This is a genomic window from Plantibacter sp. Mn2098 (assembly GCF_049319745.1).
In the GTDB taxonomy this organism is placed as follows: Bacteria; Actinomycetota; Actinomycetes; order Actinomycetales; family Microbacteriaceae; genus Plantibacter.
On sequence record NZ_JBMOUH010000006.1, the window covers coordinates 130734 to 144094 of the forward strand.

The 13361-nt window shown below is 68.3% G+C and carries 14 protein-coding genes; 11 read left to right on the forward strand and 3 right to left on the reverse strand.

Features of this window, described 5'->3' with window-relative positions:
- Positions 1-61 precede the first annotated feature (61 nt).
- The 7 genes from ACL9RL_RS10785 to ACL9RL_RS10815 all read left to right on the forward strand — a co-directional run bounded on the left by ACL9RL_RS10785 (position 62) and on the right by ACL9RL_RS10815 (position 5682).
- Entirely contained in the window at positions 62-571 is a 510-nt protein-coding gene (locus ACL9RL_RS10785) for a flavin reductase family protein (protein WP_422780254.1), read from the forward strand.
- A gap of 79 nt (positions 572-650) precedes the next feature.
- Positions 651-1274 carry a superoxide dismutase gene (locus ACL9RL_RS10790; RefSeq protein ID WP_422780255.1) on the forward strand — a complete coding sequence of 208 codons (624 nt, stop codon included), beginning with the start codon at positions 651-653 and terminating at the stop codon, positions 1272-1274.
- Between the two features lie 153 nt (positions 1275-1427).
- On the forward strand, positions 1428-2399 hold the full coding sequence (locus ACL9RL_RS10795) for an HAD family hydrolase (protein WP_422780256.1): 972 nt from the start codon (positions 1428-1430) through the stop codon (positions 2397-2399).
- Between the two features lie 9 nt (positions 2400-2408).
- On the forward strand, positions 2409-2876 hold the full coding sequence (locus ACL9RL_RS10800) for an SRPBCC family protein (protein WP_422780257.1): 468 nt from the start codon (positions 2409-2411) through the stop codon (positions 2874-2876).
- Positions 2877-2965: 89 nt separating this feature from the next.
- Complete coding sequence (locus tag ACL9RL_RS10805; RefSeq protein ID WP_422780258.1) at positions 2966-3622, forward strand: SRPBCC family protein; 657 nt, start codon at positions 2966-2968, stop codon at positions 3620-3622.
- Positions 3623-3724: 102 nt separating this feature from the next.
- Positions 3725-4453 (forward strand): hypothetical protein, encoded by a 729-nt coding sequence (locus ACL9RL_RS10810; protein ID WP_422780259.1) that lies wholly within the window; start codon positions 3725-3727, stop codon positions 4451-4453.
- A gap of 107 nt (positions 4454-4560) precedes the next feature.
- Complete coding sequence (locus ACL9RL_RS10815) at positions 4561-5682, forward strand: bile acid:sodium symporter family protein (protein WP_422780260.1); 1122 nt, start codon at positions 4561-4563, stop codon at positions 5680-5682.
- Here ACL9RL_RS10815 and ACL9RL_RS10820 read toward each other — a convergent pair.
- Positions 5650-6549: a LysR family transcriptional regulator gene (locus ACL9RL_RS10820; protein WP_422780261.1), complete on the reverse strand. Its 900-nt coding sequence runs from the start codon at positions 6547-6549 to the stop codon at positions 5650-5652. The genes ACL9RL_RS10815 and ACL9RL_RS10820 overlap by 33 nt on opposite strands.
- A 74-nt stretch (positions 6550-6623) precedes the next feature.
- Here ACL9RL_RS10820 and ACL9RL_RS10825 point away from each other — a divergent pair, with 74 nt between their 5' ends.
- Positions 6624-7709: an FUSC family protein gene (locus ACL9RL_RS10825; protein ID WP_422780262.1), complete on the forward strand. Its 1086-nt coding sequence runs from the start codon at positions 6624-6626 to the stop codon at positions 7707-7709.
- Between the two features lie 22 nt (positions 7710-7731).
- On the opposite strand, the gene ACL9RL_RS10830 is transcribed toward ACL9RL_RS10825, so the two are convergent.
- A complete protein-coding gene (locus tag ACL9RL_RS10830) occupies positions 7732-8685 on the reverse strand; it encodes a MetQ/NlpA family ABC transporter substrate-binding protein (RefSeq protein WP_422780263.1) in 954 nt (317 codons plus the stop codon).
- A gap of 225 nt (positions 8686-8910) precedes the next feature.
- Here ACL9RL_RS10830 and ACL9RL_RS10835 point away from each other — a divergent pair, with 225 nt between their 5' ends.
- From ACL9RL_RS10835 to ACL9RL_RS10845, 3 genes are read left to right on the forward strand one after another with little or no spacing between them, the layout of a single operon-like run.
- Positions 8911-9933: a methionine ABC transporter ATP-binding protein gene (locus ACL9RL_RS10835; RefSeq protein ID WP_422780264.1), complete on the forward strand. Its 1023-nt coding sequence runs from the start codon at positions 8911-8913 to the stop codon at positions 9931-9933.
- Positions 9930-10592: a methionine ABC transporter permease gene (locus ACL9RL_RS10840; RefSeq protein ID WP_422780265.1), complete on the forward strand. Its 663-nt coding sequence runs from the start codon at positions 9930-9932 to the stop codon at positions 10590-10592. Before ACL9RL_RS10835 ends, ACL9RL_RS10840 begins: the two co-directional genes overlap by 4 nt.
- Before the next feature lie 18 nt (positions 10593-10610).
- A complete protein-coding gene (locus ACL9RL_RS10845; RefSeq protein WP_422780266.1) occupies positions 10611-11879 on the forward strand; it encodes an acyl-CoA dehydrogenase family protein in 1269 nt (422 codons plus the stop codon).
- Between the two features lie 75 nt (positions 11880-11954).
- On the opposite strand, the gene ACL9RL_RS10850 is transcribed toward ACL9RL_RS10845, so the two are convergent.
- Positions 11955-13358 carry an NtaA/DmoA family FMN-dependent monooxygenase gene (locus ACL9RL_RS10850; protein WP_422780267.1) on the reverse strand — a complete coding sequence of 468 codons (1404 nt, stop codon included), beginning with the start codon at positions 13356-13358 and terminating at the stop codon, positions 11955-11957.
- Positions 13359-13361: the final 3 nt, after the last annotated feature.

Below are 13361 nucleotides of genomic sequence, written 5' to 3' on the forward strand. Positions count from 1 at the left end.
TACCGTGGCGGACGGCGGACAACACCGGTTGTCCCACAATCCAGCACCCTCAGGAGCACCTGTGACGGACCTGCGACAGGCCACGATCGTCGACGCATTCAAGACTGCGTTCCGACGCCATCCGGCCGGAGTCGCCGTGGTGACCACGACCGGACCGGACGGCCCCGTCGGCCTCACGGCGTCGAGCGTCGCCTCCGTCTCGGCCGATCCGCCGGTCCTCGTCTTCTCCGTCACGACGAACGCCGGCTCGGCCGGAACCGTCCTGCAGGCCAGCAGCTTCGTCGTCAACCTCCTGCGCAGCGACCACGTCGACATCGCACGGGCCTTCGCCGTCTCCGGCGCTCCGAGGTTCACCACGGAGCAGGGCTTCGCCACGAGGCACTCTGGCGAACCGGTCCTGGCGAGCGCAGCCGTCGCTCTCCTCTGCCGGCCGTTGCAGATCGTCCCGGTCGGCGCATCGAGCCTCATCGTCGCCGAAGTGCTCGACATCGACGAGGGCGACCCCGGCACACCGCTCGTCTACCACGACCGCACGTTCCACGGACTGGACGACCGCAGCGCGCTCCGTTGAGCGTCGCCCGCCTCACGTCGCCCCCGATCCCCATCCCACCCAGAACCTCCCTCTTCCGCAATCGATGAAAGGAATCACCATGCCCACGTACTCCCTCCCCGAACTGCCGTACGACTACGCAGCGCTCGAGCCGGCGATCAGCGGCCGCATCATGGAGCTGCACCACGGCAAGCACCACCAGGCCTACGTGACGGGCGCCAACACGGCACTCGACAAGCTCGCAGAAGCCCGCGAGTCCGGCGACTTCGCAAACGTCAACAAGCTCGAGAAGGACCTCGCGTTCAACCTCGGCGGCCACGTCAACCACTCGATCTTCTGGACCAACATGGGCCCGGCCCGCGAGCTCCGCCCAGAGGGCGAACTGGCCGCTGCACTCGACGACGCGTTCGGCTCGTTCGAGCAGTTCCAGGCGCACTTCACGGCAACCGCCGTCGGTGTGCAGGGTTCCGGCTGGTCCGTCCTCGCCTGGGACTCGCTCGGCCAGCGCCCCATCATCGTGCAGCTGTTCGACCAGCAGGGCAACCTGCCGGTCGGCCTCGTGCCGCTGCTGATGCTCGACGTCTGGGAGCACGCGTACTACCTCGACTACCTCAACGTGCGCGTCGACTACATCACCGCGTTCTGGACGGTCGTCGACTGGGAGAACGTCGCAGCACGCTTCGAGCGCGCACGCACGGCGACCGCAGGGCTTATCACCCTCTGACGCCTCGCCTCAGCGCTCGACGGCGCCCCGGAGCTCGGCCCGGGGCGCCGTCGTCGTCGCGGCGGTGCTCGATCCAGGCCGCGCGGCCCGGGCCTCGCTCAATCACCCATGAGGGGTGAGGTCCGCAGACGCAGGTCCTGACAGGATGCCGACATGAACGCATCCAGTGAAACGAACCCTGGACCGGAACTGGCCTCCTGGCGCGACACCGCGACGCGGCGGGCGATCATCGATTTCGTCGCAGCAGTCACAGAGGGACCGTCCCCCGTGCCGCTGCCGGATCGGGTGGCCGTGTTCGACAACGACGGCACCCTGTGGACCGAGAAACCGATGCCGACGCAGCTGCACTACATCGTGCGGACGTGGGCCGCAACCGCGAAGGCGGACCCCTCTCTCGCGGACACGCAGCCGTATCGTGCGGCGGTGACGGGAGACCTGTCCTGGTTGGCCGGCGCCGTCGACAAGCACTATGCCGGAGACGATGCGGATCTGCGGGTCATGATCGGTGCGCTCGTCGGCGCGACGGACCAGATGACCGTCGAGGCGTACGAGGCCTCCGTCTCCGCATTCCTCTCCGAAGCATCGCACCCGACGCTGCGCCGCCCGTACCGCGACGCCGTCTACCAGCCGATGCTCGAACTGCTGCAATACCTGGAGGCGCACGGCTTCACCTGTTACATCGTCTCCGGCGGCGATCGGGACTTCATGCGCCCGATCACGGTCGACTACTACGGCATCCCCGCGGAGCGCGTCGTCGGGTCCGCCCTGGGTCTGGAGTACGACGCGGAGGCGAACGAGGTGCGCCACCGCGCATCGTTCGACTTCATGAACGACGGCCCGGAGAAGCCCGTGCGCATCTGGACCAGGATCGGCCGGCGCCCCATCCTCGCCGTGGGGAACTCCAACGGCGACGTGCCGATGCTGCGCTACGCCCTGGGGAGTCCGCTCGGCCTCAGCCTCCTCATCCACCACGACGACGATGCGCGGGAGGACACCGCATACGACCGCGGAGCCGAGGACGCCCTCGCGGCGGCGCCGAAGGAGGGATTCACCCTCGTGAGCGTCAAGGACGACTGGTCGAGCGTATTCCGCAACCCCGTTGTGGGCGGGGCGGGTGAGGCGTAGCCTCCCGGCATGGAAACGTTGCAGTTCAGCGTCGACATCGACGCCCCCGTGCACACCGTCTGGTCGAGCATGCTCGACGACGCCCCGTACCGCGAGTGGACGGGCGAATTCCATCCCGGCTCGCACTACACGGGCTCCTGGGAGCTCGGCTCCGACATCCGGTTCATCGGACCGAACGACGACGGCACGATGAGCGGGATGCTCGCGACGGTCGTCGAGCATCGGCCGGACGACTTCCTCTCCCTCGAATACCTCGGGCAGATCGACCACGACGTCGACGACCTGGAGAGCGACGAGGCCCGCCAACTGGCCGGCTCACACGAGAACTACACCTTCCGCGAGCACAACGGCGTGACGACCGTCGCCGTCGATCTGGAAAGCACCGTGGACCTCGCAGACATGTTCAACGATCTGTGGCCGAAAGCGCTCGCGAAGCTCAAGGATGTCGCAGAACGCGCCGCCGCAGCTGGCGCCTGAACGGACAGATTTCCCCGGGAATCGGTCATGCGGGCATCAATCGTCGAGCCGCGTGCGGAATCGGCCCCCGAACAGGGCAGACTGGAACCATGCACGATCGGGGGATCTACGTCGAAACGACCATCGCCGCACCCATCGACCGCATCTGGGAGCTGACGCAGAACCCCGACTTCCACGCCAGGTGGGACATCCGTTTCAGTTCCATCCTGCTCGGCGAGCGGCTGCCGAGCGGCGGACAGCGATTCACCTATGAACGGACGATCCCGTTCCACACGATCATGGGCACCGGGACGTCGATCGCCGAGGCGAGTCGCCCTGACGGCACGAGGTCGTCCGCGCTGCGGTTCACCACGCCGGATCCGCGGTCGCCCATCGGCACCGGCCACGGCTATTGGCGCTATCTGCCGGTCAGCTCGACGGTCGGCCCGTCCGCTCGCGGGTCTGCGCATGCGGAGGCCGCGACCTTCACGACCTTCGTCACCGGTTTCGACTACCGGCCAGCGTGGGGGGCCGTCGTCGACCGTCTCATCATGCGCCGGGTCATCGGTTGGATGACGGCGTGGAGCTTCGACCGTCTGCGGATCTGGGCCGAGACGGGTGTCGAACCGGAGCGCTGGCCGGTCGCATCGGCGTTCGCCTTCTGGGAGACGGGTCGGCCGCGGGCCGCACGATGCCGCCGCATCCCACAGCGGGGTCGGGCGCTCGACGACGCCCCGACGACGCTGGACACGCTCGAGCACCCGTGACGGCACGATGCCGGGCAGTGCGCAGGCCGGTGTGAACAGCCGGCTGCCCGTCTCACTGCGGCAATGCGCGGTCGGCCGCGTCCCAGTCGGTACAGTGTCCGCATGAGCACGATCGACCCGTCGGCCGTCAGAGCGGCCCGGCTGAACCGACGCCCAGGCGCTGCGCGCGTCACCATCGCCCTTCTGCTGCAAGGTGCAGGGGGCACGCTGATGGGCTTCGGATGGCCGGCGCTGTTCGGCGGCACGATCGCCACCCCGGACGGGGTGTTCGATCCGTCGATCGCCGCACTCGTTGGGGTGATCGGCGGAATCCCGCTCACCGTCATCGGCACGATCCTCTGGGTCGGCGTTGTGCTGAAGCGCCCGGATCTCGGCCTCCTGTTCGGGTGGGGCGCGTTCTGGATCGGCGTCGGGATCGGCGTGTTCGCGGCGTCGCTCTCCCTCCCGGAGCTGCCGGTCCTCGGACCGATCGCCGGAGCTGCAGCCCTGCTCGGCCTTGCCTTCGTGGCGCTCGGCTTCGTCGCCAGACGGAAGCGGTCGACCGCCGCGACCCGTCAGGCGGAGATCATGCGCACCGGGGTGCCGGTCATCGCAACCGTGTCTGACAAGGGCTACACGAGGTTCCACGAGAGCGATCGGATCCTCGCGACGGTGACCTTCACCTTCACGGACGGGAACGGTGTGCAGCGCTGGGTGCAGCGGCCGGTCGCGATCCACGCCTCCGCTCCCGTCGAGAACGGTCAGGAGACCCAGCTCTGGTACGACCGGACCGACCCGGGCGATGACGATGCGATCGTCGTGAAACTCGCCGTGGACTCGCCGCTCCGATAGCGCGCCCACATTTGCGGCCACACCGGCACCGACTATCGCGATTCGTGATCTTCATGATCGTGGGAACGCCGTAGCCGGATGATCGGGCCCGGCCGTACCGTCGTCGTGTGAACCTGCTCAAGCGCCTCCCGATCGACGGCTTCGTCGTCTCCATCCTCGCCACCGTCGGCATCGCATCGCTCCTCCCCGCCCGTGGCGCAGCCGTTCCGGTGACCGATTGGACGACGACGCTGCTCATCGGCGCCCTCTTCTTCCTCTACGGCGCGAGGCTCTCCTTCACCGAGACGATGCACGGGCTGCGATCCTGGCGGCTGCAGGCCTCGGTGGTCTCGGTCACCTTCCTCGTCTTCCCGCTCATCGGGATCGTGCTCCTGTTCACCCTGAATCAGGTCCTGCCGCCCGCACTGCTCGGCGGACTCGTGTTCGTGTGCCTCCTGCCGTCGACCGTGCAGTCGTCGATCGCGTTCACCTCCATCGCGGGCGGCAACGTCCCTGGCGCCGTTGTGGCCGCTTCGCTCTCGAACACCCTCGGCGTCGTCGTGACGCCGTTGCTCGCCGTCCTCGTGCTCGGCGGCGCCGGCACGACGTCGACCGCCGGCGGGATCACGTTCGACGGATCGTCGGCCGTGTCGATCGTCCTGCAGCTGCTCCTGCCGTACATCGCCGGCCAGATCGCCCACCGCTGGCTCGCCGGCTGGCTCGCGAAGCACCGCTCCGTGCTCAAGATCGTGGAGCGCGGATCGATCCTCGTCGTGGTGTACTCGGCGTTCAGCGAGGCGATGCGGGAGAACGTGTGGGCGGCGCTTCCTCCGCTGTCGATCGTCCTCACCGGGGTGCTGTGCATCGTGATCCTGGCGATCGTCCTGGGCGTCTCGACGCTGCTCGGCCGTGTGCTCGGGCTGGAACGGGCGGACCGCATCGTGCTCCTGTTCTGCGGGTCGAAGAAGAGCCTCGCCGCCGGACTACCGATGGCCGGGGTGCTGTTCGGCGCCGCCGGGCTCGGCATGGCGATCGTGCCGCTGATGCTCTTCCACCAGATCCAGTTGATCGTGTGCGCCGTGCTCGCCGGACGGATGGGCAGACGCACGGCGGCTGCCGCGGCGGAAGCTGCGGCGGAAGCCGCACGGCAGCTCGCACCGCCTGCCACGGATCTGACGACGGCGATCCCTGTCCAGCGCGGCGTCACCGGCGGCGGCTCACGCGACGGTGTGGTCGCTCCAACCGAGTGAGCCACGACCGATCCGATCGGCGTTGGCGAGGATGAGCTGCGACAGCGCACTCGCTGCGTGCGACACGGGCCCCGGCCTCGTCACCAGGACGAACTCGGTCCGGCCGGGCGACGGCAGCTGCGGCACCTCCACCAGACCGTTCGGCAACAGCGACCTCGCGTGCACGATGTTGCCGAGGCCTGCGAGGGCAGCCGCGCGCAGGCCGAGCAGGTTGTCGCTGACACACGTGATCCGATATCCGAGCGATGCCGCGTCGAGCGCTGCCAGCGCGGCCTGCCTCGTGAGACTCGGCAAGGGGTAGGTGACCACAGGGACGGGCGAGGCGACAGGCGAAGCGAGGGACGCCGCGGCCTGCTCGTCACCGCCGCGACCGGCCCAGACGAGCTCGTCGTCGAACACGAGTGTGCCGTGCCGCTCCCCCGGCTTCCGCTTGATGAACACGAGGTCGAGTCGATTGCTCTGCACCTGTTCGTGGAGGTGCTCGCTCAGACCGACGCGCAGATCGAGGTCCACCCGGGGATGCGCACGCCGGAATTCGAGCAGGAGGTGCGGCAGGTCCTCCGCGACGAGGTCCTCCGAGGCGCCGAACCGGATGCTGCCCGTCAGGTCCGTCCCAGCGAAGTACCCCTCGGCTGCCGCGACGGAGTCGAGGATGTCGCGCGCGAACCCGACCATCGCCATCCCGTCCGGTGTCAGCTCCACCCGGTGCGGATCGCGTTCGAAGAGCCGCTTCCCGACCTGTGTCTCCAGGCGCTGCACATGACCGCTCACCGTGGACTGCCGCAGCCCCAACTCACGGGCAGCACTGCTGAAGCCGCCGTTCCGGGCGACCACGAGGAAGGTCTCGAGCAGTTCAGGATCGATCACGGCGCCTCGTTTCGTCTCCCGACAGCGTACGACGTGTCGGCCGAGCGCCGTGCGAGCGAGTACCCTCGGAATCGATGAGCGAACGGACAGCGGGAAGGCGGGAGTCGACCGGTTTCGGAGCGCACGTCAGGGGGTTCTTCACCGTCCCGCCGCTCGAACGCGACCACCACGCAGCCGGCAGGATGCTCATCGGCATCGCGATCCCGGCCGCACTGCTTGTGCTCGTCGGTCACCCAGAGCTCACGATGTACGCCGTGTTCGGCGCATTCGCCGGGATGTACGGCCGGGCGGAACCGCACCAGCTGCGACTGTTCCACCAGCTCGGCGCCGCCGTCTTCCTCGTCGGCTGCGTCACCCTTGGCGTGACGATGTCGCTCCTGCACGTCGGCACGTGGACGCTCGTCGGCGTCGAGACGGCGCTCGCGGGCATCGGCTCACTGCTCGCTGACCGGTTGCGGCTGCGACCGGTCGGACCGTTCTTCGGCCTCTTCGCATTCGGCGCCTGCGCAGCAGCACCCGTCGCCACCCTGCCGTGGATCCCGTCATTCGTCGCCGTCGTCGCGGCGACGAGCGCGATCGTCGTCGGCTTCTCCGGCTGGATCCGCCATCGGGAGTGGACCCCAGGCGCCAGACGCCACGAGAGCGCAGTGCTCCGCGTGCCGTCGCCCCACGAGGCACTGCACGCCGGCCGGTACGTCATCGCGGTCGGCGCAGCCGGGGCGGTCGCGACCCTCTGCGGTCTCGGGCACCCGTACTGGGCGATGGCCTCGGCAGCCGTGCCGCTCGCAGCAGCAGACCTCCCCGGCGGGATCCGACGCGGCGTCGACCGGATCCTCGGCACCTACGCCGGGCTCGTCCTCGCCGGCCTCGTCCTCGTCTGGTCGCCGCCGGCCGCGGTGCTCGTCCTCATCGTGGTGGCGTTCCAGTTCCCCACCGAGCTGTTTATCACGAGGCACTACGCGCTCGCGCTCGTCTTCTTCACCCCGCTCATCCTCGTCATGACGGATCTCGCACATCCCGGAGACCCGGCGACGATGGTCGTCGACCGGGGCGTCGAGACCACGATCGGCGCGATCGTCGGCATCGTCGTCGCCGTCGTCACCACCAGAAGAACGGGCCGGAGGAGCATGCAGACTCCCCCGACCCGGCCTCTGCCCTGAACCGGAGTTCAGGCGCGACTGCCTAGAACTGCTTCTTCTGCTGTTCCAGGATGCTGTTGAGCTCCTTCACCGAGGTGTCCTTGAAGATCCCCTCGAAGCCGTCCTCGGCCTGGATCGCCTGCTTGACCTCGTCGGACTGGTAGATCTCCACGATCTTCTTGAGCGCTGCGTTATCCGCGTCCTCTGCGCGAACGGCGAAGATGTTGATGTACTGCCCGAGGTCGTCGCGGTTCGCGTCCTCCTCGTAGATCTTCTGCGAGGCGGTGAGACCGGCGGCCTGCGCGAAGTTCGAGTCCACGAAGGCGATGTCGACGCTGTCGAGCGATGCGGCCGTCTGCGTGGGGTCGATCGGGGTGATCGTGCCGATGCGCGACTTCGAGTAGTCGACGTCGTCGAGGGTCGCGTTCCAGCCCGGGTCGCCCTTCAACGTGATGAGGCCGGCCGCCTGCAGCGCGAGGAGCGGGCGGACCTGGTTCGCCGGGTTGTTGCTGAGGGTCACCTCGGCGCCCTGCGGGATGTCGGCGACGGACGCCCACTTCTTCGAGTAGAAGCCGATGGGGTAGATCTCGCTCGCGCCGATCGGCACGAGGTCCTCGCCCTGCGACTTGTCGTACTGGGCGAGGTACCGGACGTGCTGGAACTTGTTGATGTCGATGTCGCCGTTCGTGAGCGCCGGGTTCGGCGTCGTGTAGTCGCTGAAGGACACGATCTCCAGGTTGATGCCATCCTCCTTCGCACGCTTCACGACGATGTCCCAGAAGCTCTTGCCGGCGTCGACGACACCGAGCTTCACCGTGACGGGCTTCGCACCGGCGGCGGCTGCGGAGTCGTCTGCTCCGCTCTTGAACAGGTTCGGGATGATCAGGACGGCCGCCACGATGACGACGACGACCGCAACGGCGATGCCGATGAACAGGCCGCGCCTGCCCGATGTGGCCTTCTCTGGCAGGACGGGTGCTGGGGAATCGTTGGACATGGTTCCTCTTCGAGAGTTCGGGCTCGATCGGCGATCGGCGGGTGAGTGCCCCATCGTGGTGCGCGCCGCCGGCTCTCCGCCAACCGTGAGACGCTCGGTGACCCAGGGTTACGAATTGTTCCCGCTGGCAAAAAACCCGCGCGCCCACTCGCCTATCGTCGGGAATCGGCTCGTTCCGGGCGTCTGAACGCGCACCAGGAGCGACACACGAAGAGAGGCGGCAGCATGGCATCGATCATCGAGTTCCGGGGTGTGTCGAAGACATTCCCCTCCGGGAATACGACCATCGCAGCCGTCGACGGGGTCGACCTCGAGATCGAAGCGGGCGAGATCTTCGGGATCATCGGCTACTCCGGCGCCGGCAAGAGCACACTCGTCCGACTCATCAACGGTCTGGAGCGCGCCACGAGCGGCACGATCCGGGTGGGCGATGTCGAGATCACAGCCCTCAGCGAACGCGAACTCCCGCCCGTCCGAGGGACGATCGGCATGATCTTCCAGCAGTTCAATCTGCTGCGCTCCCGCACGATCGCCGGCAACGTCGAGTTCCCGCTCAAGGTCGCCGGCTGGCCGAAGGCGAAGCGGAGGGCCCGCGTCGCACAGTTGCTCGACTTCGTCGGCCTGCTGCATCGCGCCCACGACTACCCGGAGCAGCTCTCCGGCGGTCAGAAGCAGCGTGTCGGCATCGCCAGGGCGCTGGCCGTCTCACCGTCGGTCCTCCTCGCGGACGAGGCGACGAGCGCCCTCGATCCCGAGACCACGAGGGACGTGTTGCGCCTGCTCAAGAAGACGAACCGGGAGCTCGGCGTCACGATCGTCGTCATCACCCACGAGATGGACGTCATCCGGGAGATCGCCGATCGGGTCGCCGTCCTGGACGGCGGCCGGGTCGTGGAGATCGGCAGCACCTACGACGTGTTCGCCGAGCCGAAGTCGCCCACGGCGCAGCGCTTCCTGCGGACCGTCGTCCGCACTCGCCCGAGCGACGACGACCTCGCCCGCATCCGCCGGAACCACCCTGGACGCGTGGTGATCGTGGAGGTCGAGGACATCGCGTCCCTCAGCGAGCAGCTCGCCCACCTGAAGGACCTGGGGGTCGGCGTGACGCTCGCGTTCGGCGGCATCGACTCCCTGCAGGACCGGGAGTTCGGCAGTCTCACGCTCTCCCTCACCGGCGATGACGCCGCGATCGACCGCGGAGTCGCCGCCCTGCGGGCAGTGACGGCCGTCGAGGAGGTCGCAGCGTGAACACCGGCTGGGACGTTCTCCTCCCCAAACTCCTCGCGAACCTCTGGATCACCCTCTACATGGTGTCCATCACCCTCGTTGTGAGCGGCATCCTCGGGATGCTCCTCGGCCTCGCGCTCTACACCTCGCGGCCGAACGGCCTCCTGCAGAACCGGTTCGTGTTCGCAGGGTTGAACCTGTTCGTCAACATCGTGCGCCCCATCCCGTTCATCATCCTCATCTCAGCGCTCCTCCCCGTGACCCGCGCGGTCGTCGGCACCCACATCGGCACAAACGCCGCGATCTTCGTGATGATCGTCGCGGCGACGTTCTACATCGGGCGGATCGTGGAGCAGAACCTCGTCGGCATCGATCCGGGCGTCATCGAGGCGGTCCGTGCTGCCGGCGCCCGGCCGCTGCGGATCATCCTGACCGTCCTGATCCCTGAGGCACTCGGTCCACTGGTGCTCGGGTACACCTTCGTGGTCATCGGCATCGTCGACATGTCGGCCCTCGCGGGCGTCATCGGCGGGCGGGGACTCGGCGACTTCGCGTTGGTGAACGGGTACAACGTGTTCCGGTGGGACGTCACGCTCGTGGCGACCGCCGTCATCGTCATCATCGTCCAACTCGTGCAGTTCATCGGCAACCGGGTGTCCCGCCGGGTGCTTCGCTACTAGATCCGGAGATCCAACACCATGACATCCACTCCAGCTCCAGCTCCAGCCGCATCTCCCTCCGGCGAGACGCACTCCTTCGATGAGGTCGCTGCGCGCTTCCGCCCGATCTTCGCCGACATCCAGGCGTCGTCCGTGCAGCGGGAGACCGATCGGGAGCTGCCGTTCGATGCGGTGCGGCGGCTCAAGGAGGCCGGGTTCGGCGCGCTGCGCGTCCCGGTCGAGTTCGGCGGATCCGGTCTCACGCTCGAACAGCTCTTCGTCCTGCTGATCGAGCTCGGAGCGGCCGACTCCAATCTGCCGCAGCTGCTGCGCGGGCACGTCGCGTTCGTCGAGACGCAGCTCGCCCTGCCGCAGACCGAGCATCGCGACCGGTGGTTCCGGCGGATCGCCGATCGCGACATCCTGTTCGGCAACGCGCAGGCCGAACTCGGTGAAGCGACGAACCCGACGACGGCGATCACCGAACGGGACGGCGCCCTCCGCCTGGACGGTCGCAAGTTCTACTCCACAGGGACGCTCTACGCCGACTGGATCTGGTCGCTCGCCCACTACGAGGGCGAACTCGTCGCCCTCGCCGTGTCAGCCACCGCGCCAGGGGTCACCCGCATCGACGACTGGGACGGATTCGGGCAGCGGCTCACGGGCAGCGGAACGACGATCTTCGAGGACGTCGAGATCGACCCGGCCGAGATCCTGCCGTCCTCCGTGAACGACGCCGTCCGCTCCCACGCGTACATCAGCGGGCTGTATCAGCTCATCCTGCTTGCGGCCCTCGCCGGGATCGCCCGTGCGGCGGAGCGGGAGGCGATCGACTTCGTCCGCCCCCGCACGCGCACCTTCGGCATCGCGGGGCTCTCCTCGCCCAGGGCGGATCCGCTCGTCCAGCGCGTCGTCGGCAAGCTCTCCAGTCTGCGCTTCGCCGTCGACGCATCGGTGCTCACCGCCGTGCGGGAGTTCGAACGGGCCGATGTGACCCGGACCCACGACGATGCGGACGAAGCCAGGTACGAGGCGGCGCTCGTCGGTGTGTACGAGGCGCAGCAGATCGCCACGCGCTTCACCCTCGAGGCGACGAGTGAGCTCTTCGAGGTCGGCGGGGCGTCAGCCGTGACGACGGGCCGTCAGCTCGACCGCCTGTGGCGGAACGCCCGGACGATCTCCTCACACAACCCGTCGATCCTGCGCGAGCAGGCCATCGGCGACTACCACCTGAACGGCACCACCCCCGTCACCCGTTGGGCGACGGCCAAGACCCCCGCTGCACCCGCCGCTCCCGCCTCCGCTTGACCACGCGAGGGGAGGCGAACGGCGCCTGCTCGGCGTGCGCGCAGCAGTTCGCCTCCCCTCGCGCGGTGACACGGCTCAGAAGCGCAGGGGCTCCACTGGGACGTCGAGGTTGGCGCCACCGCGATAGCGCGCAGCGGTGTGCGTCTCGGGCAGGCGGCTGCGGCCGGCGCCGAACAGGCGCTCGCGCAGCGTCTCCCCCGGCACGTAGCCCTCGCGGAGACGACCCCGGCGCCGCAGCTCCGGCACAACGAGATCAACGAAATCGCGGATCGTGTCGAACGAGTGATACTGGCGCAGGTTGATGCCGTCGATCCCGTCCTCGTCGAGCCATCGCTCGATCTCGTCCGCAACGGTCTTGGGCGTCCCCGCGACGAAGAACCGCCCCTCACGGCCGTCGCGCAGCTGCCCGAGCGCCTCGCCGACGGTCGTTCCCTCCGCGAAGCCGCGGAAGAAGGGATGGCCGACGGCGCCCTCTGCCTCTGCGACCTGGCTCATCAGCGTCTCGGACGGGTACGCCGGGATGTCCCACGGGACGCCCGCGTGCGCGAGCATCCCCTCGACGCTCGTGCGCTCACGGTAGAGGCGCAGCTTGTCCGCCGCCTCCTCCTCGGTGCGCCCGACGACGACGCCGGCCTGGATGACGAACCGCACGTCGTCCCTGGCCCGCCCGTGCCGCACCGCGGCATCGCGCATCTCGTCGGCGTTCTTGCGGAAGTCCGCCGCCGTCCTGCCGCCCGTGAACACGATCTCGGCGTGCCGACCGGCGAACTCGATGCCCTCCGGCGATCCCGTCGCCTGGTAGAGCACCGGCGTCCGCTGGAGCGACGGCTCAGCGAGGTGCGGCCCCGCGACGCGGAAGTGCTCGCCGACGTGATCGATCGCGCGCACCTTGGCCGGGTCGGAGTACACACCGCGTTCTGCGTCGCGCAGGACGGCGTCATCGTCCCACGAGCCCTCCCAGAGCTTGTAGACGACGTCGAGGAACTCGTCGGCGAGTTCGTACCTGCGCTGCTTCGGCATCTCGTCGTCGAGCCCGAAGTTCCGTGCGGCGTTCGAGAGGTACGAGGTGACGATGTTCCAGCCGACCCGTCCCTTCGTCAGGTGGTCGAGCGTGCTCATCCGACGGGCAAAGGAGAACGGCGGCTCGTACGTCGTGGAGAAGGTGACCCCGAACCCGAGCCCCTTCGTCACGGCGGCCATCGCTGGGATGACGAGCAGCGGATCGTTGCTCGGGATCTGCAAACCCTCGCGGATCGCCGTGTCGGCGTTGCCGCGGAACGTGTCGTACGCCCCGACGACGTCGGCGAGGAAGATGCCGTCGATCCCGCCTGATTCGAGCAGCTGGGCGAGCTCGATCCAGTAGTCGATGTCGTTGAACCGCTGACGGTTGTTGTCCGGGAGCGTCCACAGCCCGTGGGTGATGTGGCTCACGGTGTTCATCTCGAACAGGTTGACGATCAGCTGTTTCGGCTCAGGCACCGG

Bases quoted from the DNA above. Each gene is read 5' to 3' on its own strand.
- ACL9RL_RS10790 (WP_422780255.1), top strand. From the start codon at position 651: ATGCCCACGTACTCCCTCCCCGAACTGCCGTACGACTACGCAGCGCTC.
- ACL9RL_RS10795 (WP_422780256.1), top strand. From the start codon at position 1,428: ATGAACGCATCCAGTGAAACGAACCCTGGACCGGAACTGGCCTCCTGG.
- ACL9RL_RS10800 (WP_422780257.1), top strand. From the start codon at position 2,409: ATGGAAACGTTGCAGTTCAGCGTCGACATCGACGCCCCCGTGCACACC.
- ACL9RL_RS10805 (WP_422780258.1), top strand. From the start codon at position 2,966: ATGCACGATCGGGGGATCTACGTCGAAACGACCATCGCCGCACCCATC.
- ACL9RL_RS10810 (WP_422780259.1), top strand. From the start codon at position 3,725: ATGAGCACGATCGACCCGTCGGCCGTCAGAGCGGCCCGGCTGAACCGA.
- ACL9RL_RS10825 (WP_422780262.1), top strand. From the start codon at position 6,624: ATGAGCGAACGGACAGCGGGAAGGCGGGAGTCGACCGGTTTCGGAGCG.
- ACL9RL_RS10830 (WP_422780263.1), bottom strand. From the start codon at position 8,685: ATGTCCAACGATTCCCCAGCACCCGTCCTGCCAGAGAAGGCCACATCG.
- ACL9RL_RS10835 (WP_422780264.1), top strand. From the start codon at position 8,911: ATGGCATCGATCATCGAGTTCCGGGGTGTGTCGAAGACATTCCCCTCC.
- ACL9RL_RS10845 (WP_422780266.1), top strand. From the start codon at position 10,611: ATGACATCCACTCCAGCTCCAGCTCCAGCCGCATCTCCCTCCGGCGAG.